We start from the raw sequence: 24,320 nt of genomic DNA, 5'->3' as shown, positions 1-24,320 counted from the left end.
TTTTTGATTGGCTAACTTTTAATCGTCACGTATTTGCTGCTTATAAAGCCAGTTTGGGCTACATTTGGGCTTGATTTTTGTTTAAGTCCCGTTAGAACCGTTATGAATGTGTGTGTGTATGCTTCTTCTGTTAGGGCACGGATGACTCTGAAATTTAACCATAGACAGCTTCAGGGCGGACGATCAAATCGCCACTAGGACGGCGATCGATTACGTAAGCAGAGAGGCGATCGCTATTCACATCTAAATGCCGAGCAACGCGCTCCTTCACTGCCACATCATTCATCCCTGCTGCAATTCCCAATTGTGTTTTTGGCACATCAACAGAACGTCCTTCAAATCGAATATGAACCATTGCAATCACCTCTTGTTTTAATTACGAATTGATATTAGTGGATCTGATCGGGATTGAACCGATACCCTCCCTGTGAGAGTTACACTCACACCTCGTGCGAGTCGAAAAAGCTGTGGTAACACACGCAGTAATCGCACCTGCAACTTATCGTTTTAGAGACGATAGCTCTACTATTGAGCTAGTATGTAAGCTTTTTCTGTTAGGGCACAAGTGACATCTGGGAACTCTACCGTTAGAGCTACAGACCCAAGGAAAGCATAATTGCAATGTTCTAATTGAGGTTATTGCAACCTTCAATAGAAGTCAAAGCAAATGGAGCCGTTGGGAATTGAACCCGAATCCTGCAACCGTCCGCTTGTTGGCTTCGGAGCAGTCGAACGCCAATCGCGGCCCCAAAAGTGGCATCTATGCAATTGTCAAGGTTCCAAGGGGTTTTAGTTTTGCCTTTTGAGGAGGCTTTTATTTTTATACTACAAATATACTACAAAACTTACATCATGTCAAGTGTCGAGATCGATCGGGCAATTGTCCTTAATAAGGAACTGTTGGGCTTCCCAAGAGCCAAAGGCATGGCGTGATGACTACCTGGAACTACCAATGCTAAAGTCACGGCGTAAAGGTGGTGGAATGCCGCTGTCTCTAAGTGGAGGTACGATGTGCGTAATCGACTGGTTGCTGATGTGTTTTATGATAATGGATAAAAATTCATCCAATTTACCAACGGCAAAGAAATACTGGTAGAGACAGCTTGGCGCTCGGAGTGGAAAGGAATATTGGAATACGCTGCTATCCTAACTCCTGCCTTTTTGTAATGCAAATCCAAGGGTCTACTTTTCTTATTTCAGTAAATTCACTGCAACAGTATTTCTCTAAAAAGGTACATAAAAGTATAAGTTAACTTCCAGGAAAATTACGATGAATTTTACAGAATCTCTCAAAAATGAGCTAATTTATTCAGGTATAATTGACCAAACTTTAAAGGTAGGAGATATTATTCCTAATTTCATTCTACCTAATGCTTTGAATCAACCAGTAGAATTACAAAAACTACTATTTAATGGCCCTGTAGTTATTTCCTTTTTTCGAGGTTATTGGTGTCCTTTCTGTAACTTGGAACTAGCAGGACTCCAGCAAGCATTACCTGCAATTAAAACATTAGGAGCATCAATAATTGCTATTTCACCTCAAAATAATCGTCATACCATATCAACTGTAGAAAAACATGAGCTAACTTATGAAGTATTGAGCGATCGCAGCAACATGATTGCTCGTCAATTTGGGATTGTGTTTCAAATCCCGGAGTATCTAAGACCTATATTAGAAGAAAAAGGTCATGTATTACCTAGATACAATGAAGATGAGTCTTTTGAACTACCTATTCCAGCTACATTTGTAGTCGATCGAGACGGAAAAATCGTTTATGCTTTTGTTGATGCAGATTATAGTAAACGCTTAGACCCAATTGAAATAGTGAGTATTCTAAGAAATATTCTCTAGTTAGCAAAAGCTAGTATATTAATTTTAGATTTGCACCATCTTTTTCAAGTTTGAGCTAATACTCAGCCTTATATCATACTCATATCAGGATAATCTGTCAATGTAATAATTAAAATAAATCAGGCAATATTTGGAAAATATTTCATTTTCAAGTATCTGTCTAATTTGATGAGTTTCATTTAAAATGATTGCAAAAGAGTTGTCAAAGATATGCAAAACACTAATCTACAAAAAGCGACATTTGGAGCAGGCTGTTTTTGGGGAGTTGAAGCAGCATTTCGTCAAGTAAAGGGAGTAACTTCTACAGCAGTTGGTTACAGTGGCGGACACTTTGAGAATCCAACCTACGAAGATGTCTGTAGAGGCAAAACTGGACACGCGGAGGCAGTGGAAGTGGAATACGATCCAGCAATAGTATCTTATGATGAACTGCTAAATGTGTTTTGGAATAAGCACAATCCCACAGTATCAAACCACCAGGAGCCAGATATTGGTTATCAATATCGGTCAGTGATATTTTTCCACACTCCAGAGCAGGAATTATTAGCAAGAGCCTCCAAGGAGCAGCTTGAAAATAGTTCTCGCTATCACAAAAATTCAATTGTGACGGAAATTATACCTACATCGCAATTCTACAGAGCGGAAGAGTATCATCAGCAATATCTGGAAAAGCAGAGACGAGCATCTTAGAGGTTGTTTGAAAAGTATTTCGCTGTGACTTTAGGCACTTTTAGATCCCCCCTAACCCCCCTTTTTAAGGGGGGAACCGGAATCAAAGTCTCCCTTTTTAAGGGGAGCCACTGCGTTGGGCGGCGAGCCACTCTTGTTGCACGTGGCGTAGATTTAGAGGGATCTAAAACTTTTGATACCGACAAGAGAACTTTTCAAACATCCTCTTACAGGATAGGCTAATCTTTCACTGGTTCAGGGGGATGTTAAAAGCCGAATGCTGTAAATCCCCTTACTTGCTATACATATCAGGGAACTTTGCTTGAAGTTTAGCCAGTTTCGGCAAGTCATTCACTACCACATAGCGATCGCTCGGATGATGTACTATGTAATTCTGATGGTATGCCGCAGCCTGATAAAAACCTTTCAAAGGAGCTAATTCTGTCACAATCTGCTTGTCGAAGATTCGCAATTTGTTGAGTTGAGCGATATATTCGTGTGCGACTCGCTTCTGCTCATCGTTACCAAAAAAGATGACCGAACGATATTGCTTACCTGAGTCGGGGCCTTGTCGATTCAGCTGTGTTGGGTCATGCGCTACCAAAAAGTAGACCTTCAGAAGCTGGCTATATGATATTTGTGATGGATCGTAAGTGATTTTCACTGATTCAGCATGATTAGTTAATCCAGCACTAACAATCGCGTAGTCTGCGGTTTTTGCATCACCCCCAGAAAAGCCAGAAACGACATCAGAAACACCTTTGAGATGCTCAAAAACTGCTTCCATTCCCCAGTAGCACCCACCACCGAAAACTGCTACTTGCTTTCCCTTCGGTGCAGCAGTCGAAATATCGGTGGCGGGAGCAGGAAGTATCACACGAGATACACCGTATAGGAGTACAACAGTCAGCGAAATGATCGACAAGTTGCGTAATAACTGCCTAGAGAGAGTAAAGTTATAAATTGACATGAGATTGTGAACTCCTTTATTTAATAGACGAAGCTAGGGTTTATTCAGCTATTTTGTCATTAGATTGCGATCGCAATCTTCAAACCCAACTCGGCGATAAAAACTTTCAGCAGAAGTATTTTTTTGCTTATATAGGACTCCTGTTTGATTTTTGAACAAATTAAGTACCAATCAAAAAGGCTTATTCCCTACTCCCTACTCCCTACTCCCTATTCCCTACTCCCAGCCTACGCAAGTCAGTTCAATAATCAAAGCGGATCACTATAGATGTTCATGAGTTGTAGACTGACGTTGGCATAATATTAAACCGAACCAACCTTGAGGATCTGACCATATTTGTAATGGCTGGAGTGCATGATTCTCTAAAACAGAAACTAAAGTTGGTAGATGAAACTTACGAGAAATTTCGGTACGAATTGTTTCCCCGGACTGGAGAGAAACCTGATAATCCAAAGCTTCTAGTACTGCGGTTTGATTTGTGAGACTTCGTAGATGCATTTCAATTTGGTGAGCTACTGGGTTGTAGAAAGCCCAATGTTCAAATTGGTTGACTTCAAAATTACCTTGAAAACGTCGATTGAGATGGTGCAAAATATTTAAATTAAAAGCTGCTGTTATAGATTGGGAATCATTATAAGCTGCCTCAAGAATTTCTATTGGCTTTTGCAAATCCACGCCAAATAAAAAGAATTCTCCAGGTTTCAATGCTCGTTCAATTTGAGTGAGAAAGTCGCTGCATTCTTGCTCATTCAAATTCCCTAGCGTACTCCCTAAAAAAATTAACATCCGATTCTCGAATTCAGCTGGTGGAAGCTGTGCTAGCGCTTGTTCGTAAGTTCCTGCTAAACCACAAAGTTTTAATTTCGGGTACTGATAAAGCAAATCCAAAGCAGTAGTTTGAAGAATTCCAGCACTAACATCAATGGGGAAATATTGCAGTTCTTGTTGAAATTGACTGTACGCATCTAATAACAGGCGAGTTTTGCGAGAACTACCACTACCCAGTTCTATCAAGGTACACAAACCTGTCATTTGGGCAATTTCTAGGGCAGATATTTCTAAAATTGCTTGCTCCGTGCGAGTTGGATAGTATTCTGGCAGTTCACAAATTTGCTCAAATATTTCTGAGCCTTGGTCATCGTATAAGTAGCGGCATGGTAAAGTTTTAGGTTGATTGTTTAGTCCTTGAATAATATCTGTATCTTCCTGAATTGATAGCTGAGATGAATCTAAATTAATCCAGCGAAAGCGAGAATCTTCTTTTTGTTTAATCCTCAATTTATTGCTCTCCTTCAGTTATTTTTGGATTGAGATAATGATCAACACGAGAACAAGCCTGATCTGGGTGACAATCGTCCCAGGCTGTACCGTTAGGACTGTATTCGCGCACCGTTCCCCATTAGCGATCGCTTAAATATGGCCCCATCTGCGCCAATGTGCTATATGATTTTGTGCTTCTGCTAATCTGATTTCTTCTTGGGTTGAAGTTGTCATCATCTCACCCTGGGCATATCTGCATTTTTTTTTAATTAATTTGCTATATCGAGTATCACGTTTTTATCAAAAATTGATATTAAGCCTGATAGATAACAGGCTTGATATTACTTGATTATCAGAAGAATTTCTTAAATATCCAACACCAATTTTGCAGTTCCAGGTTGAGAAATACAAATCAACACCGAACCCTTATCAGTTGTTGCAGTTGGTTCTTCTTGGTAAGCAACTGCACCTTCGCTGATTTTACACATACAAGTACCGCAAACACCTACACGACAACTAAAAGGTGGGTTAATATCATTGGCTTCGGCAAATTCTAGAATAGTGCCATCACTAGGTTGCCATGTCAAAGTTTTGCCGGATTTGGCAAAGACAATTTCTGCAAATTTTTCATCTCCAGTTACATTAGGAGTTTGTTTTTCAAACTGACTTTTCATCGGTTTACCGAAAGACTCAAAGAATACTCTACTGTCAGGTACTCCCGATTCCTTTAATCCTGGCATTATGGATTGCATAAAAGATGGAGAACCACACAGAAAATACTCAGCTTCTCGTCGTACTAACTCTTGAATAAGAGCAGCATCAATATAACCAACACTGTGGTATTTACCTCTATCTTCAGGTGTAGGACGACTATAGCGAAAATGCACATTCATATTAGGATTTTGTCGATTAATTTCTCTCACTTCATCCCGAAAAGCATGAAAATTTCCGTTTCTAGCACCATGTACAAACCAAATAGGACGAGTAGGATTAAGAAGAGTACAAGCTTTCGCCATACTAATCATTGGCGTAATTCCCACACCATTGCTAATCAACACTGCGGGGATAGACTTCTGCACATCCAAAACAAATTTACCGTTTGGTGGTTTTGCTGGAATTACTGAACCTTCTTGAATGCGATCGTGCATAAAATTAGATGCTATACCAGCCATGACATCTAATCCGTTCGGTGCAGGTTCCCGCTTAATTGAGAGACGATAGTATTCACAGTTTTCAGGATAATCTGAAAGCGAGTAAGTACGAATTACAGGCTTATCCTGTCCAGGTATATCAAGTTTGATGGTTAAAAATTGACCTGGTTGAAAGTTTAGATTTTCCCCTTTATCTTCAGGTTGCAAATAAAAAGAGGTAATTTCTTCACTCTCCTTCACCTTACGAACAACAACAAAATTTCGCCAATCTTTCCAAACATGACTATCTGATGCTTTGAGGTCTGGAGTAGATTTGTTTCCACTTGCTTTGCTTGTATAAACTAAACCAAAGATTGCACCACTAGCTGTTCCAAACAGTGAGGAATAGACACCAAATTGATAGGCAGATTTATCTTTGGCATTGGTTACTCCAATTACAACAGCAGCAGATAAGGTGATTACCGAACCAACTGTAGCTGCTGCGGCTATACTTTTGACTAATGGATTCTTAATTCTTCCCAGACTTTCTAGCATCGTTGTTTCCTATCTAATACTTTTAGTGATGTTGGGCTATACCTGCGAAGATTCAGCAGGTGGAAGAATAATTTCAATACCATAGCTTGGAGCCGCAGCCAAAACTTTTTCGATGTCTGCGGGACTGACAGTAGGTGATGAAATCCTCATTAATAAATGTCTTAATTTCATAATTTCAATTCCTCAATGCATCAATCAGCGATATAGATAGCTCTTGACTTGAACTTTAAACTGATTGTTACTTAAATAATTAATCTAAAAATTATAGATATATAAGGATTGATATCTAAAAAACTAATATTTTCCTTAGAAACTCCTTACAGATTTCTCAGCAAAATTTAAATTTTTAGGTTATAGGTGATTTAATGTAAAAAAAGATACGGTAACTTTTCCTTAACTACCCTGATTTTTGCTTGCTATTTGTTGTGTAAATTTACATTGATTTAAGTAAAATTTCACACTTATTCTGCATAAATAGCACATTTATCTAGTAAAATTTCCCCATCAAAATTATTAGGATATCCAGAGTTAATACCTGGAAAATCCAATATTTAATATTTGATTTTTTTAACTTATATCAAGTCCGGTTAATTACTTATGATTACCGCATCTGTGCAAAAATCCCAAAAGCCTCTTTCCCCCTGCTCCCTGCTCCCTGCCCTCTGCGGTCTAAATGATAAGTCTTTACCCGGACATGATATTATTTTGCTAAACCATGCAACAAGCATCCATGAGCAAAGCCAATGATGAAGAAATGTTGTTGCAACAACCTTGGCAGCGCGAACGGCAGATAATAGCACGTTTGTCCTCTTTGAATTATCGCACTGGTGAAATAGGTAGCTATTTACACAACATCGCCTGTGGAGTCAGCGAACTGATTGGAGTTGATTGGACGGTTGTTACCTTTTGCCAAGAAGGGTTTGAAACTATTCTAGCGAGTAGTCTGGAAATGTCCGAAGATACACCTCGTGTTTATGCACTGCATGGTAGATTGATTGCTACAGTTTTGCAAATTGGGCGCACATTAGCTGTTGAGGATGCTGTGGCTAATCCAGAATATGGTAAACCTGCGCCAGGTTATCGAGCATATTTAGGGATACCCTTGCAAACTACTGAAGGTCAAGTCTTCGGTACTGTTTGCTCTTTTCATCGGCAAGCAAGGGAATTTACAAAAGAAGAAATCCAAATTGTGGAATTGTTCGCCGAGCGTGCTGCTACTGCGATTGACCATTACCATCTTTACCAGCAGCAGTGCCAATTTAATCATATCCTGGAGGCTGAGGTAGAAAAACGCACCGCAGAACTACGAGCAGCGCAAGCCAAGCTTTTAGAACAAGAACGGCTGGCAGCTATTGGCGAATTTACGGCGATGATTGTGCATGAAATTCGCAATCCATTAACAACAATGATTATGGGATTGAAGTATTTTAAGAAAACCATTTTGACTGAAGCTGCTCAAGAGCGATTATCGCTTGCACTTAGTGAGGCTAGTCGGCTAGAAAATCTGCTGAGTGAAATTTTGCTTTATGCCAAACCCCAGGTGTTGGAGCTGTGTGAATTGGATGTGAATGAATTTATTTGTGAATTACTTATGCCAATGTGCGAGATGCCAGAAGCACTCTCACGGCAAATCGAATTTATCCCGGCGTTACCTACAGTCAAAATCTTAGGAGATAAAGATAAGCTAAAACAAGTGTTTATTAATATTGTCCGCAATGCTTGTGAGGCAGTCTCAGCAGGAGATGCAATCAAATGCGAAGTGGATAGTTCGTCTTTAGATAAAATCTGCATTAATGTCTGCAATGGTGGTGAGCCAATTCCTTCAGAGGTTTTGTCAAAGCTAACGCAGCCGTTCTTTTCTACAAAACCAAGCGGTACTGGGTTGGGACTTGCCATTACCAAACGTATCGTCAATGCTCATGGTGGAGAATTATCGATTGAGTCTGACATCGTGACAGGTACTAAAGTGAGCGTTCAATTACCTGTGGTTATTCTTGGGAGCCTTTAATATCATGTCCGGTGAAAGACTTATCATTAAGACCGCAGGGGGCAGGGAGCAGGGGGCAGGGAGCAGGGGGCAGGGGGCAGGGTGAAAGAGGGTTTTCCGGTTTCTGCATAGATTACGGGAATTATAACTAATTAACCGGACATGATATAAAGGGATGGTATTTTTGACAGCTAGAGCAAATTAAGACAAAAACTAAAGAGTTTACAATCTTATTAAGTTGCGATCGCTTATTATGCAGTATAGACTTATTCCTTCCCATCCGCTCTGTGATAAGTTGTTTGTAAAAAAGGTGACAGTTATTTCTTTAACTTACCTGCACGGACAAACTCAGCGTAGGCATCAGCTTCAATTGCCAAATCAAGCGGACATGATATAAGTCATATATAACGTGCCCCCAGAAGCTATAAACTATAATTTATGGCATCTACTATTCAAGCTCTACCAACAGAAGTCGTATATCTCATTACAGCTGGAGAGGTAATCGACTCTTTAGCTTCTGTGGTGCGGGAATTGGTAGAAAATTCCCTAGACGCAGGTGCAACGCGAATTGTGGTTTCTTTGTGGCCGCAGCAATGGCGAATCCGTGTGGCAGATAATGGCTGTGGAATGAACCTAGATGATTTGCAACAAGCAGCCAGAGCCCACAGCACTAGTAAAATTCGCTCTAGTGCCGATTTGTGGAAAATTAACAGTTTGGGGTTTCGTGGTGAGGCGTTGCACAGTTTAACGACTCTGGCAGATTTGGAAATTTTGAGTCGTCCTCTGGACGGAAAATTAGGATGGCGGATAATTTATGGCGATGGTGGGAAAGTTGTACAAGTTGAAGTAACTGCGATCGCACCTGGTACAGTGGTTACAGTTTCCCATCTTTTTGGTAATTGCTCATCTCGTCGTCAGGGATTACCCACAACAGCACAGCAAATGAAAGCTGTGCAAGCTACAATTTACCAAATCGCCCTCTGTCATCCCCATGTCACCTGGCAGATTTGGCAAAATGACCGTCAATGGTTCACCATTTGTCCTGCTGCCACAATTGGGCAGTTGCTACCGCAGATTTTACCGCAAGTGCGACAAGGTGACTTGCAAGAAGTGAAACTCGAAATACCCAACCCACTAAACTCAGAAGACAAAACTCAGAATTCAGCACTCAGCACTCCTAACTCTGCACTCAGCACTCAGCACTCAGCACTAAATTTAGTGGTAGGATTACCCGATCGCTGTCATCGTCATCGTCCAGATTGGGTACGTGTAGCCATTAACGGCAGGATGGTTAAGACGCCAGAACTAGAGCAAACGATATTATCAGCATTTCATAGAACATTACCACGCGATCGCTATCCAATTTGTTTCTTACATCTTGCTATTTCCCCCGATCAAATTAACTGGAATCGTAATCCAGCAAAAACAGAAATTTACCTCAACGAAATCATTTATTGGCAAGAGCAAATTACCCAAGCAATTAACCAAGCACTCAGCATCTCTTCTAACAATCTCAAAGAAGCTGTTCACACGACACGAGTTAGTAAATTACTCAAAGCCGCAGAAGCCAAAGGCGGTTACAATTTCAATCCTCAAAATCCCAACCCTTGTACAGACGCGATTAATCGCATTTCTCCAAACTCTTTAAAAGCTGTCGCTCAAGTTAGCAACACTTATATTGTGGCGGAACATTCAGGTGGTATGTGGTTATTAGAACAGCACATTGCCCATGAGCGAGTTTTGTATGAGCAATTATGCGATGATTGGCAACTTGTACCCGTCGAACCTGCAATCATTCTTTATCAATTGTCGCCAGCGCAAGTATCGCAACTGCAACGCATCGGTTTAGAAATAGAACCCTTTGGCGAACAACTTTGGGCAATTCGTAATATCCCCGCACCTTTGCAGCAGCGAGACGACTGTGCAGAAGCAATTTTAGAACTTAGTTGGGGAGGCGATTTACAAACAGCCCAAGTAGCCGTCGCCTGTCGCAGTGCTATTCGTAACGGTACACCGATGAATCAACAAGAAATGCAGACACTTTTAGATAATTGGCAACGCACTCGCAACCCCCGCACCTGTCCCCACGGACGCCCAATTTATCTATCTTTAGAAGAATCAGCTTTAGCTCGGTTTTTCCGGCGTAATTGGGTAATTGGTAAAAGTCATGGAATTTGAAAAATGCATGAATTATCCCGACATCAAACATGAATTTTTGGGATATCTACGGTATAATTCCGAATTAGATTGGTATGAAAGCCAAGTTGTATTCTATGAAACACAACTTACTATTAGTATTTCAACAGACGATAATAATAAGGTCGAATCAGCATTATACAGAGTTAATAGTGTTGTACGAGAGTTGAAACATCATGCTAAAAGTGCAAAAGAATATGCTGTTGAACAATTGCTAAAGCTTAAGAATGAGACATGGCTTGATGAAGGTGAGACATTAACATCTGAGGAGTTCAAAAACCGAATGACGCTTGAAGGATTGGTCTTTTTTCCAGATGGTGAAGCAGAGTTATACTATAACGATGGAAACCTATTTTTGAGACACTGTATCCTTATTAAAATGGATAAACATGATTGCTTTGTAGATGCTAGTATCCGTGGTTAATTGAAGAGGCAAGTTTTAGTAACTAACACTTTCAGATTTTACGCCATAAAAAACCCCACTAACTTATAGAAAGTGGAGTAATCAAAGTTACAAATTTAGGAGTCGATCATCTATAAAATTGCTATTTGCACCAAACAAGCAAAATTATTCTAAAGCTTTCTTCAGTTCGTCTTTAATATTTTCTACGGTGTGACCAACTTGGGCTTCAGCTTGCTTTGCTTGTCCTTCAGTTTTATCTTGTGGATTACCTGTGACTTCACCCACAACCTCTTGAATTTTTCCTTCAATATTTTTTGCAGTCGCTTCTATTCTCTTTTCGGCACTCATGGTTTTTATCTCCAGCTTCCAGCTTGTAGTTGATTCAGGGAACTCCAAAAATAAGTTACTACTACTTGCAAAGTGGGTCGAAAAGCCCGCCCATTTCACACGACGGGTAAGACGCTCATCCTACAACTAATAAAATATTGTGAGTTATTTTATTACTTGGAAGTCCCTACGCTATTAAATAATTTAACAGTTGTGTATTGTTTTTTACTTCTATCAACCGAGAGAATATTTTGGGAAATTATATTAACTTAAGATAGATGCCGTTCGGCATAGTAGCAGATAATACAAAATATGAAAATCTGATAAATAAAATTTATATATATTAAAAAAATAACTTTTTCCCCAATAAATGAACTATAAGTTAAAGCAAAATTTAAATAAAAGGAAAATAAAGGAGTGCCAACAAAAAGTCAAAAAAATATCTGGAAGAATGAGATTAATGACATCATTCGAGGTGCTTGTGGAGGTTTTTTGTTTGGCATACCCTTGCTGTACACAATGGAGGTTTGGTGGATTGGATCGCTGGCAAAACCACAACTAATAATGATGGCGATCGCATTAATGTTTATTGTGGTTTACTTGCTCAATCAGATAGAAGGCTTTCGCAAACGCAGATATAGCTGGCTAGCTGCTCAAACCGCAATGGATACGGTAGAAGCGATCGCGATCGGGCTAGCTTGTTCTACCTTTGTGTTGTTACTATTGCGAGAATTGACACCAGAAACCTCCTTAAAAGAGTCTTTAGGTAAAATCATCTTTGAAAGTGTGCCCTTTGCTCTCGGTGTAGCATTAGCGAATCAGTTGTTGGGAGATACTGAAAACAGTAATGGAAAAGGACAAGGAAGCGATCGGGAAAATAGCACAACCAAGAACAAAAAGGATGAGTTACACACCACCTTTACTGATGTGGGTGGAACCCTGATTGGTGCAACCATAATTGCATTTAACATCGCTCCCACTGATGAAATTCCCATGCTTGCAGCCGCAACCTCGCCACCTTGGGAGTTAGCAATGATCGCCGCATCTTTGCTGATTTCTTATGGCATTGTATTTCAGGCAGGTTTTTCTAACCAGCAAAAACGCAGACAGCAAAAGGGAATTTTTCAACGGCCATCAAGCGAAACCATTATGTCTTACCTGGTATCATTGCTAGCAGGTGCTTTTATGCTGTGGTTTTTTCAAAAGTTAACTCTTAGCGACCCCTGGACAATGTGGTTAGATCATACATTGATACTGGGTTTACCTGCAACTATTGGTGGTGCAGCCGGAAGGTTAGCAATATGACTAAAACAGAACAACAACCAAAGCGCTCAATAGCTGAGTGGATAACATTCAGCATCGCCTCATTCATCCTAGCAATCATTGTGAGTCTAGTAGGCTACACTTGGCTGAACGAAAAAAATCAACCTCCGATCCTTTCTGTCACTAAAAAACAAACAATTCGAGAAATTAATGGTCAGTTTTATGTCCCTTTTGAAGTTGTCAATAGTGGAGGAGACACAGCTGAGTCAGTTCAGATTATGGCTGAGTTACTGATTAACGGCATTACAGAAACAGGAGAGCAACAGATCGACTTTTTATCTAGTGGGGAAAGCGAAGAAGGCGCATTTATATTCAGCCATAACCCGCGCCAAGGTCAGTTAACTCTGCGTATTGGCAGCTATAAATTGCCATAAGGGACTGACAAATAAAAAAAATACCCCACAATATTGCATAATCTATTTGTTAGAAGTATACCCGAACTCAACCCTCACCCCACTTGCTTTTATAGTGGGAACGCTAAGAGCGAACAAGTCGGGCATTACCTGCCTAATACAGTGCGCTAAGAGTTGAGTTCGGGTGCGTGCGATCGCGCCGGTGGGGTATTTCTGTACCTGACGTTGACGTAGCCTCTGTCTTGCACACGCTGTTCGCGTTCGTAGAGAAGTTGAAATCTGCTGTATAAGTCCTATATTTTATTGCTTGCCCATATTTTCAACACAATAGCACCCGCATTTTTGATAACCTTAAAGAAATTAAATAATTTAAAAAAATAAATAATTGTATTTTTCTCTTGCCAGAGATATAAAATAGGATTAACTGTTTTGAGGCATATTTCATCAGAAATTTATAATTTTGATATTTGTACTATGTCAGTATTACAAATATCAAATGCATTTGATATAGTAATCCTAAATCATTTGTGAAATATTTTTATATTGGCTGTCATTAGTCATTCGTCCTTTGTAATCACAAATGACTCTTGATCAATGACCAAGGACAACCATAACAAAAATTTTCACAATCTCATTTAGGATTACTATATACAAAACTATCAAGGAATATTTTATATTTATTATTATGGTATTCCTAATGATGATTTATTGCTGTGTACTAATAATGACGATCGGATTTTTTCTTGTGGAGGCAATGAAAATATCTCTGCTAGTCTTGGAAATAATCTAATTGATGCTGGAGAGAGGACAATAACAAGTTAACTGGTAACGATCGCCAATGAAACATTTAAGCTAAGTCGGCGCGATCGCAGCAATTGCTTTAACTCTCTCGATCTGAGCAAGGCATTGTCTCATCATGAATATTTAACTGTTGCATTTTGATGATATTATTCTAAAAAATTAAGGAGTAAACCTTGTGGAAGTTACGAACGATCGATTATTTAAGTTATCTGTAAAATATTTTTCAGCAATCACAGCCATAATAACGGTTCTCCCATTACCAGTTAAAGCTGCTACATTTTTAGTAACTGAGCGCGCTAGTTTAGGAGGCAACGATCGAGTTAATTGGGAAAGTTTAGGTAAAGTATTTAATCCCTCTGCCCCTGATTTTTCTGCTTTTCTACCTAACTCTTTTTCAGCAACATCGCAACGTGGTTTAAGCTTGGATATAAATATAACTCCAACTAATAAGCCTCAAATTACTCCACCATTTGTCTTTCAAACTTTACCTCCACCTGGCATTCAGAGTAACTTCGGTCTAGGTGATTTTATTCTCTTTGGAGGTATAGACCCAACAGGTTTTATCCCTCTTCCTCCTGGTACTCCCGATCCTGGAACTCAGGGGAACGGCGGACCTTTTTCGATTAGTTTTGCCCAGCCAGTTTTTGGCGCTGGAACTCAGATAGCTGTAGACGCTAGTAAATTGAAAATTGAAAATTCGATCGCCGCTTTTGATAATGCTAATAACCTATTGGGTACTTTCTCAGTTCCAAATATTTCTTCCTTAGCATTAGATAATTCGGCAGTATTCTTGGGGATTCGTAGTGACACTCCAAACATCTCACGACTTGTTTTTAGCAGTTCTGCTCCACAATACGGCTTGGCTATTAATCAGGTAAGCATTCTTGCAGTTCCCGAACCAACTTATACCTTGGCGATATTAGCTTTTGGTGTTTCAGGTGCTGTTTTGAAACGACGCAAACATACTTAACACTCCCACAGTATCGAAATAGTTTTCATTTAATAAGTTAGAGATTTGGGACATACTTAAACTTATGTAAGTATGTATGTAACGTAAGTTCCAGATAATTTTTGTCTTTAACCAAATTCAACTCAATGTTATACAAAGAATTAGAAAGCATCATAGACGCTAAGATACAAAAAGCCATACGGAAGCACGAAATTATAGTTGCTTTCATTAGTAGTATTATTGGCTTGATTTTTATCATGGGTTTGTTCCATGCTATTTTGCTCAACCACACTGCAATTCAAACATTTTGCTTGTACTAATTCCTGTTTGTAATCAATAGCTCTTTACAATCAAGCATTCCCCGATCTCCTTACAACTAATCCAAGTTACACATCTTTTTTATAAAATGGAATTGCACAGATGGAGAGTAAAAATAATAGCAGGGCTATATTCGTCTTATTTTTGACTGTATTTATAGACTTGCTCGGCTTCGGAATTATTCTGCCGATACTGCCTTTGTATGCCGAACAATTTGGTGCAAAACCTAATGAAGCGACTCTACTTGTAGCTATTTATTCTTTAATGCAGTTCTTATTTGCACCATTATGGGGCAGATTTAGCGATGCCTGCGGCGGGCTGCGCCAACGTGGGCAGGAGTTAGTTTTATGAAATTTGGGAGTTTTGCTCCTTTTTTGAGTGGAACTTTAGTAATGGTAGTAGCTTTGATTCTTAGTTTGCGAGTAACTAAAAGTACATCTGAATCAAAAACAGAACGTGTCGCCTGAAAATCTAGGTCTGAATTAAGAATTACGAATTAATATGACAGGTCGCCGAGTATTATTTTTAGGCATATTTGTAAGCATCCTCCTCACCTACGCAATTTGGATCGGTGGGAGCATTCCTGCAAGTATCCCCAAACTTCCTGACCAAGAATTAAACTGGTACTACTGGAAGCTTCCCCAACCAACCTTTTGGAGTCGAGCGACGGCTTGGGGTATGTACCTTGGGCATCAGTTTAGCATCTGGGCGTGTATCTTGTGGGCGCAGCGATCGCAGTTGAAATACAAATCAGCGTTGCACCCGATAAATTACGTCATGCTTGCTATTAATGTTGCATTCATCGCTTTACACTTTCTCCAAACATATATTTGGTATGATGCTTTAGCTCAGGATACTTCAATTTGGGCTTCTCAAGGTGCAGTTGTATTCCTACTAGTCTTCGTACTGATTTTAGAAACACCTCGACGCGGTTTGTTTTTCGGCAATTCTGTGCCATTCCACCAACAGTTTTTGCAAATTATCAAGCTGTACCACGGCTATTTTTTCTCCTTCGCCGCTATCTACACCTTCTGGTATCACCCAATGGAAGCGACTTTGGAACACTTAATTGGTTTTCTCTATATGTTCTTGCTGCTGCTCCAATCATCGTTGATATTTAACCGCACCCATGTAAACCGTTGGTGGACATTTACTTTGGAAATTACGGTGCTTTTACATAGTGTCGTTGTGTCGTTGATGCTAGGACAAAGCAAGTGGCCTACATTCCTCTTTGGTTTTCTTGGTATTCTCGTGCTTACTCAACTTCACGGTTTACCTGTGGGTATCTGGACTAAACGTACTATCTACGGTGCTTTTTTAGTGAGTGTACTGGCTGTTTATGGACTGACAGAACGCGGCTTGGGCAGAATTTACGAAGTAACCTATATTCCTCTGATTGAGTTTGGATTAGTTGGTGCAATTTACTTAATCTTCCTGCTCATCTTATGGACAATTTCTCGTTTACCTGTCAAGACTTAATGTCATGTTAGCGTTGTAACTCGTTGAACTCTAGCAGGCTATTGAATACCTATGGTTTCCCTCGATAAAACGATTGGTAAGAGGCTATTTATAAAGTAAATCTAAAGGTGGCTAATAAAATAAAATGATAACGATAAAATACTTTTGAGGCAGTGTATTTACGTAGCGTTCAATGACTCGAAAGACTTATTCTACTGACCTGAGTGACGCCCAAATGTAGTCCAAACTGGCTTTATAAGAAGCAAACAGGTCACGATTGAGAGTCAACCAATCAAAAAATCGGAAGGATATAGCTGTTCTAAAGTTTTAAAATCAGTTTCATTTCTCAAAAGCATAAATAGCCAGAGCAATCATATCTACAAGCGCCCTTTGAAAAGCGAAGGCTTGCTCCTAGTCAATGATTTAGGATTAGAAACACTATCTTACTATTTATACATATTTTTTAAAAAAAATTTACTTAATTATTTGCAAATATACCTGTATCCTTTTATTATTACTTACACTCAAAAACATTATGAGGCACGTTTTTCTTAACTCTTTATTTGTTTTATCGTCTATTTTAGGAATCACATTTAGAGCTTCTGCTGAACAGCTAGTAACTGCTGCGATTGACACAGATAATGAAATAATCTACCAAGTAGATTTGGATAACCGCAGTGAATACCAAACAGATTCTGGATGGAGGCATGTAATATTCTACCTTTCTACTAAAGGAGACGCTAGAAAACATCCTTCAATTGCAGCTTGTTCACCTTATGATATCAAATCAGAATATTATGGTTTTAACTGGGAATCTAATGGTGGTGGATTCCCAAAAGGAACAATTGCCGGAAATATTGCAAGGGTTGCTTGTGACTTATAACTTTTTTATTTAACTAAATGTAACAATACAACAAACCAGCCCAGAACTAGAAACTAGAGAAATCGGGATATTGAAGATTATCTCTACCGAACCATAGCCACTGCCAACCAAAGATTACATTTTATAACCTCTAATCCTTCTTAAAATCCCACTAAGAAGGATTTATCGTTTCTATTTCAATTATTTAACACAACGAACCACAGAGGACGCAGAGAAGCCAGTGCGTTGGGCGGGTTCCCCGACTTGAAGCAACTGGCGCGTCACGGAGAAATGAGAGTTTGAGAGGGTTTTTGCGTAAGTCCTATGATTTATCAAATACCAAATTTATTACCTAGTAGTTTCGCAGTTGTTTGGAATATAAATGTGTCAAAATCATTCATTCATGAAAAACCTAACAAAGAATAAGGAAGTGAGCGCAACTGGACTACAAGGTGCAAATTTAGATAAATTTTACTGTTAAAATTTTGAATTTCATCTTCAATAGCACTTTTACATAAATATTTGTCAGGTATACTACTATAGTCCAGCTTGTCACCATATTTACGTCGAATTGCCCCTTACAGTATTTACGAGGCAAGGGACAATCACGCTTGATGCTTGAAATGCTGGGTTCGTTCCTTAACCCAGACTACCGAGAATCTGCGATCGCATTGCCGCTCACCTGGACATCACAACCTAAAGATGACCTCTCGCTACGCCCCTATCGACAGATTGAAGGCTAACGAGACACAAGATCAGCGATGGCACATGGCTGCAAGGTGGACGAACACACTGTACCAAAGCCACGCACCGCAGCAGGGCGCGGTTCGCTGCATCGCCTGGTTAGAAGCTTTGGGGCGGTAGTATGGAGACTTTCTTGAAAACCGAGTGGTTTGGGTTTACAACTGAATGAATTCGAGGAGATCGGCATTGATCTGGTCTGCATTTGTCGTCGGCATACCGTGCGGGAAACCCTTGTAGGTTTTCAATATCGCGCCCTTGACCAACTTAGCGCTCAGTGGGGCGGAGTCGGCATAGGGAACTATCTGATCATCATCGCCGTGCATTACCAAAGTTGGCACAGAGAACTTCTTAAGATCCTCGGTAAAGTCGGTCTGAGAGAAGGCCACGATGCCATCATAATGCGCCTTGATACCGCCCATCATGCCCTGGCGCCACCAATTCTCAATCACGCCTTGCGACACTTTCGCGCCCGGTCGGTTGTAACCGTAAAAGGGTTCGCTCGGCAGATCCCAATAAAATTGCGCCCGGTTGGTGGCAACCTGCGCCTGAAAGCCGTCAAATACCTCTTTAGGTAGACCGCCGGGATTCTCTGGGGTCTTCACCATTAATGGTGGCACGGCGCTAATGAGAACGGCCTTGGCAACGCGGCTTTCGCCGTGGCGCGCAATGTAGCGTGTCACCTCACCGCCGCCAGTCGAGTGTCCAACATGGATGGCATTCTTTAAATCGAGATGCGCGGTAAGCGCAGCGAGATCATCGGCGTAATGATCCATATCGTGTCCGTCGCCGCCTTGGCTTGAGCGTCCATGCCCTCGCCGGTCATGGGCGATAACGCGATAGCCGTGATTTAAGAAAAACATCATTTGGTTGTCCCAGTCGTCGGCCGATAGAGGCCAACCATGCGAGAAAACGATGGGCTGACCGCTGCCCCAATCCTTGTAGTAAATCTCTATGCCGTCTTTCACTGCGATCGTGTTCATGTGTTTTTCTCCAGTAGGCTGACTCACATTCTGCAGGTAAGTGAAGAGATTGATGATATTTTTGATAAATGACATCATCAGCATCAAAAATAAGAGTACAAGATATTGACCACTGCGGGATAGTGGCAGGAATAATTGACCAAATGTGTTTGGTAGAAGAAATCAACTAATATCAATTCAAAATTCAAAATTAAGAAAGCCAGACAGAACAAAGGTTTGGGAGTATGTATCTGTCGCATTCTTTTTTAAAATTAGTATAAATACTAGGTGTAGCAAACTGCAAACATAAATACTTAAAACCGCAAACAAGGCAATTTTGAAACCACATTATTTGCAAATAAAAGGGGTCTCAAAATAGAACTGCGGAATGTTGGACATAATTTTTTGAAATGCCTATTAAAAAACTAACAATTTTACTCACCACTACTAATATTTTTTTGTTCTTGATAACGCTGTTTGAACTGCTGTTGCTGTATTTTATGATCCACAATTGGGTCAGGATAGCCAACAGCATGACGTTCTAAAGGTGGAATTTTACCAGTAACTAAATATTCTGTATCTACAGACCGCAATTCTGACACCCATTGCCGAATATATTCCCCCTCTGGATCGAATTTTTGTGTTTGACTGGCTGGGTTGAAAATCCGCACAGGTTTGGGGTCCATGCCGCTAGAAGCACTCCATTGCCAACCGCCATTATTAGCAGATAAATCACCATCAATCAGGTGCTGCATAAAATATTTTTCTCCCAATTGGGGATTAATTAGCAAGTCTTTGGTGAGGAAACTAGCAACAATCATTCGACAACGGTTGTGCATCCAGCCACTTTCATTCATTTGGCGCATTGCTGCATCCACAATGGGATAGCCAGTTCTCCCTTCACACCAAGCTTGGAAATGTTCTTCATTTGTTTGCCAAGGAAAATTCTTAAAGGTGTCGCGGAAAGCACCATCAGCTAATTCGGGAAAGTTATACATTGCGTGTTGATAAAACTCCCGCCAAGCTAATTCCTGTTGCCATGTGCGGATATTAACTGCTGTTTCCTCACTGCGGCTGTTTTCTAATGCTTCTATCGTGGCTTGCCAAACGGTGCGAATGCCAATTACCCCAAATTTTAAAGCTGCACTCAGTTGTGATGTTCCGTCCACTGCGGGAAAATTGCGCTGTTCTTGATATTCAGTAATGGCTTTATTAGTAAATTCTTCTAATCGTTCTTGTGCCGCCGCCTCTCCTGGTGAAATAATCAATTCTCCATCCCAAATAAATCCTAAATCTTTTGCTGAAGGTAGTGCGATCGCTCCTGCAAGTTTGGCACTTTCCTGTTCAGCTTCCGTTAATCCCTCAACATTTTGCAATGTTTCTACTGGTTGACTCTTTGGTTTAGTAAGCCAATTTTTCCAGAAGGGGGTGTAAACCGTGTAAGGACTGTTACTACCCGTGCGTAACTCCTCTGGGGAGTTGAGGATTTGATCCCAGTTTTGGTTAAGAAACTCAATACCTTTTTCTTTGAGGGCATTTATAATGGTGCGATCGCGTTCTTGTGAATAAGGTTCTACATCCCAATTCCAAAAAACAGCTTTGGCATTTATTGCTTCGGCTAAGGCTGGTATCGCTTGTACAGGATCGGCGTGGAGTATTAACAACTGGCTACCAACTTGAGCATATCGCTCTTGGAGTTTCTGCAAACAGCCAATCATATAAGTTACTCTCACAGGAGCAACATCATCCCGTTCTAGAATATGCGGATCGAGGCAAAACACGCCCACCACCTTCGGACTCTGCTCTTTTGCCGCAGCCAGTCCCGTATTGTCAGAAATGCGTAAATCGCGCCGATGCCAAAACAGAATTAAGTCAGACATTCCATGCTGGATATAGTTCACCCGTACTAGCTTAGATGCTAGTGGTACCAATAAGCATCATTCTGGCGATAAATTTATTCTTTTAATGGGTATTTAAGAGTTTAACTATAGCAGTTTGCAATTGCATGGTGTAGGGTCGCAGTTGTGCGCCCCTTACGAATTCAAATGAAAATTGCGATCGCACGATGTCAATAGTAAACTAAACCCCGGTTTGTCAATCGGGAATAGTGGTTTTTTAGAGCGAAATTGAGTATACTCTTCTTAACAGTTAATTAGTCTTTTTGTCATGGCTAACCTACTACTTGACGACGGTACGATTGAGAGCGATTTAGGCGAAATAGCTCGCGAACTTGCGCCTCTTGGAATTAAACTCAAACATTACGACCCAGGAACATCGCTACTCTTCCCTAATTTGATACACCAGGACGTTTTAACTGAGGCCGAGAAACGTTATTGCGTAGAACTCCATAACAGCGTCTTTGAATTTCTTCAGCAAGAAAATGGCGCTCTCTGGTGTGACTTACTAAATGTGCATCCAGGTTCGTTCAATCTTCACCACCTAATCGCAACCTACGGTCGTTACCATACTCATCCTGCGGCTGAACCCCTCTATGTGTTGTCAGGAGAAATGATTTATGGCTTCGTGCGACTTGATGGCAGTCAGGTACAGCTTTTAGTTCAGGCACAAGACTATCTCTACATCCCGGCTGGTGTTGAGCATTGGTGCAGCCCAACTGCTTCGTTGAATTTCAAAGGAGTACGCTATTTTGCGATGCCTGCGGCGGGTTGCGACAATGCAGAAGGTTGGGTTCCCAATTATACAGGGACTCAAGTGAGTGATTCGATCTAAAAGCCGCGTTAAAGCTCATTTATGCACGTCCTTTGGGCGACCTCACGAAATCGCGTTGCTCCCCCCTAAGCCTTGTGAAATGCGCTGTCTTTGAGTATATCCTGTAGTCTTTAAAGCAACAGTCTCAATTCGACTGTAAAGGGACTGGGGCAAAAGCCTAAGGAAATAGGCAGCTGCCAGGGTCAAAAGTGTACGGCGTGGTTCTTTAGAGAGAATATGCCAATTGGTTGCTAATGCTTGATTCACTAACTTCACAGCCATTGCACCATCTTGCAGGCTGACTGCTCTCCGGGCTAAGTACCGCAACTGGTAAGCTCTAGCCAGTGTTTCCCATTGATTAACTATTTCTGGGGCGTATAAACGTGCCCTAGAGATTGCCAATTCCCAAGAATCTAACTGCTTGAGCAAGTTCGCTGATAGTCCCCCTGAATTTACCCTATATAAAGTCAAAGCTTCAGGAATACCCTCTATTTGCAGATCGCTCTTAACAGACATCCGAAACCAACATTCAACATCTGTTGAGTCACCATTAATATGACGCGATCGCTCATCGAAATAAAAATTTTCAACTGTACCGTAAAGACTGTCTTGGAATTCAATAGCCTCAAAAACTTCTCTTTTAATTACTGCTACCGAACCATTGCTAATTGGATTGCGGCAAAGGATAATCGCTGGAGTTATTCCTTGCATTTGAGGCATTTGATAAATACCTAAAGGGTTCCCATTATCATCAATAAAAGCAGAGCGGCTAAAGCTTACACCGACATTAGGCGAATTATCTAAATGCTTAACGTGTTTTTCTAATTTTTCTGGCAACCATAAGTCATCAGCATCTAAAAGAGTTAAATATTCTCCCTGTGCATGGCGAATACCAGTGTTTCTTGCCCCAGGTAGACCCCGATTATTTTGACGAATAATTTTAATTCTAGAGTCTGTAAATTGCTGACAAATTTCTATACTCTTATCAGGAGTACCATCATCAATAATTAAAATCTCGAAGTTCTCGTAAGTTTGTTCAAGAGCCGATTGCAGCGTAGCAGCTATATATTTTTCTGCTTTGTAAACCGGAATAATGATAGAAACTTTCTTCATTGTTGACTATTCCTATTGATTTTATTTAATTAATATTTAATTAAATTTACTATGCACTATGCACTATGCAAAAAATCTAATTATGCTTTAGGCATAGAAAGTTCTTAATTATTTATAGAAAAGTTCTTAATTATTTCTAGATATCTTCTTGAAGAATCTGACGTTTTTGGTTAGCCCCTATATTATTTGAAACCATAGCTTCAAATTTATTGAAAACATTTTGAGGTAAGAATAAAAGTAAATAGGCTGCTACCAGTGTCAAAAGTGTACTTTTTGGATTTTCAAGAAGAATATGCCAATTAGTTATTAACGCTCGATTAATTAATTTTACAGCCATTGAACCTTCTCGTAGTCGTACGGCATTACGAGCTAAATACTGCAACTGGTAAGCTCTAGCTAGTGTTTCCCCTTGAGTAAATATTTCTGGAGCGTAGGAGCGTGTCTTTTCAATTAGCTTTTCCCAAAAATCTAACTGCTTGAGCATATTTGCTGAAAGCCCTTTTGAATTAACCCGATACAAGGTCAAAGGTTCTGGAATGCCTTCTATTTGCCAATTGCTTTTAATGGAAATACGAATCCAAAATTCGTTATCTTCTGATTGGAGTAAGCGTTCATCAAAATAACAATCTTCATTAGTACCGTAAAGATTATCTTGGAATTTAATCGCTTCCAAAACTTCTCTGCGAATTACCGCAGCCGAGCCATTACCAACCGGATTGCAACTGAGTAAATAGGATGGCGTGATTTCTTTCAGCTTGGGCATCTGATACGTACCTAAAGCTTGTCCAGCTTCATCAATAAAAGCAGAACGACTGAAGCTAACACCGACTGCTGGTGAATTTTCTAAGTGAGCAATCTGTTTTTCTAATTTTTCTGGCAACCAAAGGTCATCTCCATCTAAAAAAGCTAAATATTCTCCTTGAGCATGACGAATACCAGTATTTCTAGCTCCAGATACTCCTCGATTTGCCTGGTGAATAATTTTAATTCTGGGGTCAGTAAATTGCTGACAAATATTTATACTCCTGTCCAAAGAAGCATCATCGACAATTAAAAGCTCGAAATTTGTATAGATTTGCTCAAGAACGGATTGTACAGTAGCAGCTATATATTTCTCGACTCCATAAACCGGAATAATTACAGAAACTTTTTTCATTTTCCAGACTGACTTTAGTTTCAGTTTTGATTTCAGGTTTTACTGATATTACAGTAATCTTTGATATAGCAATGGGAATACTACCTGATGGATAGGATCGCACCTTCTAGTGATAGCATCTAAAAAAGTGAGATATTTATCCACCTGGCTATCCGTCTAGTCAGAGGACGAACCCCACCTCCTAACTTTTCACCGGATAATGTAAAATCTTTCCGTCTGGTATTCA

At 40.2% G+C, this 24,320-nt stretch carries 24 protein-coding genes; 14 read left to right on the top strand and 10 right to left on the bottom strand.

Annotated elements, in window-relative coordinates:
• Window positions 1-154: 154 nt before the first annotated feature.
• Window positions 155-355, bottom strand: coding sequence for a hypothetical protein (locus tag V7K41_RS29360; protein WP_012407952.1), 201 nt, complete (start codon window positions 353-355; stop codon window positions 155-157).
• Between the two features lie 597 nt (window positions 356-952).
• Between V7K41_RS29360 and V7K41_RS29355 the strand changes: the two genes are divergently transcribed.
• From V7K41_RS29355 to msrA (V7K41_RS29345), 3 genes are all read left to right on the top strand, one after another.
• Window positions 953-1,096 (top strand): hypothetical protein, encoded by a 144-nt coding sequence (locus tag V7K41_RS29355; protein ID WP_334853960.1) that lies wholly within the window; start codon window positions 953-955, stop codon window positions 1,094-1,096.
• A gap of 174 nt (window positions 1,097-1,270) precedes the next feature.
• Window positions 1,271-1,852, top strand: coding sequence for a peroxiredoxin-like family protein (locus V7K41_RS29350; RefSeq protein WP_334853958.1), 582 nt, complete (start codon window positions 1,271-1,273; stop codon window positions 1,850-1,852).
• A gap of 210 nt (window positions 1,853-2,062) precedes the next feature.
• Complete coding sequence (msrA, locus tag V7K41_RS29345; RefSeq protein ID WP_334853957.1) at window positions 2,063-2,542, top strand: peptide-methionine (S)-S-oxide reductase MsrA; 480 nt, start codon at window positions 2,063-2,065, stop codon at window positions 2,540-2,542.
• 271 nt (window positions 2,543-2,813) lie between these two features.
• Here msrA (V7K41_RS29345) and msrA (V7K41_RS29340) read toward each other — a convergent pair whose 3' ends face one another.
• The 4 genes from msrA (V7K41_RS29340) to V7K41_RS29325 form a co-directional block, all read right to left on the bottom strand.
• Entirely contained in the window at window positions 2,814-3,491 is a 678-nt protein-coding gene (msrA, locus tag V7K41_RS29340; protein WP_334853955.1) for a peptide-methionine (S)-S-oxide reductase MsrA, read from the bottom strand.
• A gap of 261 nt (window positions 3,492-3,752) precedes the next feature.
• Window positions 3,753-4,769, bottom strand: a complete 1,017-nt coding sequence (gene egtD / locus V7K41_RS29335; RefSeq protein ID WP_442943304.1) for an L-histidine N(alpha)-methyltransferase — start codon at window positions 4,767-4,769, stop codon at window positions 3,753-3,755.
• Window positions 4,770-5,116: 347 nt separating this feature from the next.
• Window positions 5,117-6,436, bottom strand: coding sequence for a 2Fe-2S iron-sulfur cluster-binding protein (locus tag V7K41_RS29330; RefSeq protein ID WP_334853953.1), 1,320 nt, complete (start codon window positions 6,434-6,436; stop codon window positions 5,117-5,119).
• Between the two features lie 36 nt (window positions 6,437-6,472).
• Window positions 6,473-6,607 carry a hypothetical protein gene (locus V7K41_RS29325; RefSeq protein WP_334853951.1) on the bottom strand — a complete coding sequence of 45 codons (135 nt, stop codon included), beginning with the start codon at window positions 6,605-6,607 and terminating at the stop codon, window positions 6,473-6,475.
• Between the two features lie 559 nt (window positions 6,608-7,166).
• Between V7K41_RS29325 and V7K41_RS29320 the strand changes: the two genes are divergently transcribed.
• The 3 genes from V7K41_RS29320 (at window position 7,167) to V7K41_RS29310 (ending at window position 11,043) form a co-directional block, all read left to right on the top strand.
• The gene (locus tag V7K41_RS29320; RefSeq protein WP_334853967.1) at window positions 7,167-8,444 is read left to right on the top strand and encodes an ATP-binding protein; all 1,278 of its coding nucleotides are present in this window, start codon (window positions 7,167-7,169) and stop codon (window positions 8,442-8,444) included.
• 417 nt (window positions 8,445-8,861) lie between these two features.
• Window positions 8,862-10,601: a DNA mismatch repair endonuclease MutL gene (gene mutL / locus V7K41_RS29315; RefSeq protein ID WP_334853950.1), complete on the top strand. Its 1,740-nt coding sequence runs from the start codon at window positions 8,862-8,864 to the stop codon at window positions 10,599-10,601.
• On the top strand, window positions 10,591-11,043 hold the full coding sequence (locus V7K41_RS29310) for a DUF2262 domain-containing protein (protein WP_334853948.1): 453 nt from the start codon (window positions 10,591-10,593) through the stop codon (window positions 11,041-11,043). The genes mutL and V7K41_RS29310 overlap by 11 nt, the downstream gene beginning before the upstream one ends.
• A 144-nt stretch (window positions 11,044-11,187) precedes the next feature.
• On the opposite strand, the gene V7K41_RS29305 is transcribed toward V7K41_RS29310, so the two are convergent.
• Window positions 11,188-11,370 carry a CsbD family protein gene (locus V7K41_RS29305; protein ID WP_104906826.1) on the bottom strand — a complete coding sequence of 61 codons (183 nt, stop codon included), beginning with the start codon at window positions 11,368-11,370 and terminating at the stop codon, window positions 11,188-11,190.
• A 396-nt stretch (window positions 11,371-11,766) separates the two neighbouring features.
• On the opposite strand from V7K41_RS29305, the gene V7K41_RS29300 reads away from it, so the two are divergent.
• The 7 genes from V7K41_RS29300 (at window position 11,767) to V7K41_RS29270 (ending at window position 18,156) form a co-directional block, all read left to right on the top strand.
• Window positions 11,767-12,654, top strand: coding sequence for a TIGR02587 family membrane protein (locus V7K41_RS29300; protein WP_334853946.1), 888 nt, complete (start codon window positions 11,767-11,769; stop codon window positions 12,652-12,654).
• Complete coding sequence (locus V7K41_RS29295; RefSeq protein ID WP_334853944.1) at window positions 12,651-13,046, top strand: TIGR02588 family protein; 396 nt, start codon at window positions 12,651-12,653, stop codon at window positions 13,044-13,046. The genes V7K41_RS29300 and V7K41_RS29295 overlap by 4 nt, the downstream gene beginning before the upstream one ends.
• 955 nt (window positions 13,047-14,001) lie before the next feature.
• Window positions 14,002-14,796 carry a hypothetical protein gene (locus V7K41_RS29290; protein ID WP_334853943.1) on the top strand — a complete coding sequence of 265 codons (795 nt, stop codon included), beginning with the start codon at window positions 14,002-14,004 and terminating at the stop codon, window positions 14,794-14,796.
• Window positions 14,797-15,195: 399 nt separating this feature from the next.
• On the top strand, window positions 15,196-15,444 hold the full coding sequence (locus tag V7K41_RS29285; RefSeq protein ID WP_334853941.1) for an MFS transporter: 249 nt from the start codon (window positions 15,196-15,198) through the stop codon (window positions 15,442-15,444).
• Window positions 15,445-15,594: 150 nt separating this feature from the next.
• Window positions 15,595-16,572: a hypothetical protein gene (locus tag V7K41_RS29280; RefSeq protein WP_334853939.1), complete on the top strand. Its 978-nt coding sequence runs from the start codon at window positions 15,595-15,597 to the stop codon at window positions 16,570-16,572.
• 514 nt (window positions 16,573-17,086) lie between these two features.
• Window positions 17,087-17,434 (top strand): hypothetical protein, encoded by a 348-nt coding sequence (locus V7K41_RS29275; RefSeq protein WP_334853937.1) that lies wholly within the window; start codon window positions 17,087-17,089, stop codon window positions 17,432-17,434.
• Between the two features lie 593 nt (window positions 17,435-18,027).
• Window positions 18,028-18,156 (top strand): hypothetical protein, encoded by a 129-nt coding sequence (locus V7K41_RS29270; protein ID WP_334853935.1) that lies wholly within the window; start codon window positions 18,028-18,030, stop codon window positions 18,154-18,156.
• Window positions 18,157-18,312: 156 nt separating this feature from the next.
• Here V7K41_RS29270 and V7K41_RS29265 read toward each other — a convergent pair whose 3' ends face one another.
• Both V7K41_RS29265 and V7K41_RS29260 read right to left on the bottom strand, forming a co-directional pair.
• A complete protein-coding gene (locus V7K41_RS29265) occupies window positions 18,313-19,221 on the bottom strand; it encodes an alpha/beta fold hydrolase (RefSeq protein WP_334853933.1) in 909 nt (302 codons plus the stop codon).
• 329 nt (window positions 19,222-19,550) lie between these two features.
• Window positions 19,551-20,996 carry a deoxyribodipyrimidine photo-lyase, 8-HDF type gene (locus tag V7K41_RS29260; RefSeq protein ID WP_334853931.1) on the bottom strand — a complete coding sequence of 482 codons (1,446 nt, stop codon included), beginning with the start codon at window positions 20,994-20,996 and terminating at the stop codon, window positions 19,551-19,553.
• A gap of 286 nt (window positions 20,997-21,282) precedes the next feature.
• Between V7K41_RS29260 and V7K41_RS29255 the strand changes: the two genes are divergently transcribed.
• Window positions 21,283-21,846, top strand: a complete 564-nt coding sequence (locus tag V7K41_RS29255; protein ID WP_334853929.1) for a cupin domain-containing protein — start codon at window positions 21,283-21,285, stop codon at window positions 21,844-21,846.
• 42 nt (window positions 21,847-21,888) lie between these two features.
• On the opposite strand, the gene V7K41_RS29250 is transcribed toward V7K41_RS29255, so the two are convergent.
• Window positions 21,889-22,938: a glycosyltransferase family 2 protein gene (locus tag V7K41_RS29250; protein WP_334853928.1), complete on the bottom strand. Its 1,050-nt coding sequence runs from the start codon at window positions 22,936-22,938 to the stop codon at window positions 21,889-21,891.
• Between the two features lie 136 nt (window positions 22,939-23,074).
• Window positions 23,075-24,094: a glycosyltransferase family 2 protein gene (locus tag V7K41_RS29245; RefSeq protein WP_334853926.1), complete on the bottom strand. Its 1,020-nt coding sequence runs from the start codon at window positions 24,092-24,094 to the stop codon at window positions 23,075-23,077.
• Window positions 24,095-24,320: the final 226 nt, after the last annotated feature.

It is taken from the genome of Nostoc sp., from assembly GCF_036917415.1.
Classification (GTDB): domain Bacteria; phylum Cyanobacteriota; class Cyanobacteriia; order Cyanobacteriales; family Nostocaceae; genus Nostoc.
This window is presented reverse-complemented; position numbering and strand designations above follow the sequence as displayed.

Coding starts and splice junctions, on each gene's coding strand:
- V7K41_RS29360 (WP_012407952.1), bottom strand. CDS start 355: ATGGTTCATATTCGATTTGAAGGACGTTCTGTTGATGTGCCAAAAACA.
- V7K41_RS29355 (WP_334853960.1), top strand. CDS start 953: ATGCTAAAGTCACGGCGTAAAGGTGGTGGAATGCCGCTGTCTCTAAGT.
- V7K41_RS29350 (WP_334853958.1), top strand. CDS start 1,271: ATGAATTTTACAGAATCTCTCAAAAATGAGCTAATTTATTCAGGTATA.
- msrA (WP_334853957.1), top strand. CDS start 2,063: ATGCAAAACACTAATCTACAAAAAGCGACATTTGGAGCAGGCTGTTTT.
- msrA (WP_334853955.1), bottom strand. CDS start 3,491: ATGTCAATTTATAACTTTACTCTCTCTAGGCAGTTATTACGCAACTTG.
- V7K41_RS29330 (WP_334853953.1), bottom strand. CDS start 6,436: ATGCTAGAAAGTCTGGGAAGAATTAAGAATCCATTAGTCAAAAGTATA.
- V7K41_RS29325 (WP_334853951.1), bottom strand. CDS start 6,607: ATGAAATTAAGACATTTATTAATGAGGATTTCATCACCTACTGTCAGT.
- V7K41_RS29320 (WP_334853967.1), top strand. CDS start 7,167: ATGAGCAAAGCCAATGATGAAGAAATGTTGTTGCAACAACCTTGGCAG.
- mutL (WP_334853950.1), top strand. CDS start 8,862: ATGGCATCTACTATTCAAGCTCTACCAACAGAAGTCGTATATCTCATT.
- V7K41_RS29310 (WP_334853948.1), top strand. CDS start 10,591: ATGGAATTTGAAAAATGCATGAATTATCCCGACATCAAACATGAATTT.
- V7K41_RS29305 (WP_104906826.1), bottom strand. CDS start 11,370: ATGAGTGCCGAAAAGAGAATAGAAGCGACTGCAAAAAATATTGAAGGA.
- V7K41_RS29295 (WP_334853944.1), top strand. CDS start 12,651: ATGACTAAAACAGAACAACAACCAAAGCGCTCAATAGCTGAGTGGATA.
- V7K41_RS29285 (WP_334853941.1), top strand. CDS start 15,196: ATGGAGAGTAAAAATAATAGCAGGGCTATATTCGTCTTATTTTTGACT.
- V7K41_RS29280 (WP_334853939.1), top strand. CDS start 15,595: ATGACAGGTCGCCGAGTATTATTTTTAGGCATATTTGTAAGCATCCTC.
- V7K41_RS29275 (WP_334853937.1), top strand. CDS start 17,087: ATGAGGCACGTTTTTCTTAACTCTTTATTTGTTTTATCGTCTATTTTA.
- V7K41_RS29270 (WP_334853935.1), top strand. CDS start 18,028: ATGCTTGAAATGCTGGGTTCGTTCCTTAACCCAGACTACCGAGAATCT.
- V7K41_RS29265 (WP_334853933.1), bottom strand. CDS start 19,221: ATGCTGATGATGTCATTTATCAAAAATATCATCAATCTCTTCACTTAC.
- V7K41_RS29260 (WP_334853931.1), bottom strand. CDS start 20,996: ATGTCTGACTTAATTCTGTTTTGGCATCGGCGCGATTTACGCATTTCT.
- V7K41_RS29255 (WP_334853929.1), top strand. CDS start 21,283: ATGGCTAACCTACTACTTGACGACGGTACGATTGAGAGCGATTTAGGC.
- V7K41_RS29250 (WP_334853928.1), bottom strand. CDS start 22,938: ATGAAGAAAGTTTCTATCATTATTCCGGTTTACAAAGCAGAAAAATAT.
- V7K41_RS29245 (WP_334853926.1), bottom strand. CDS start 24,094: ATGAAAAAAGTTTCTGTAATTATTCCGGTTTATGGAGTCGAGAAATAT.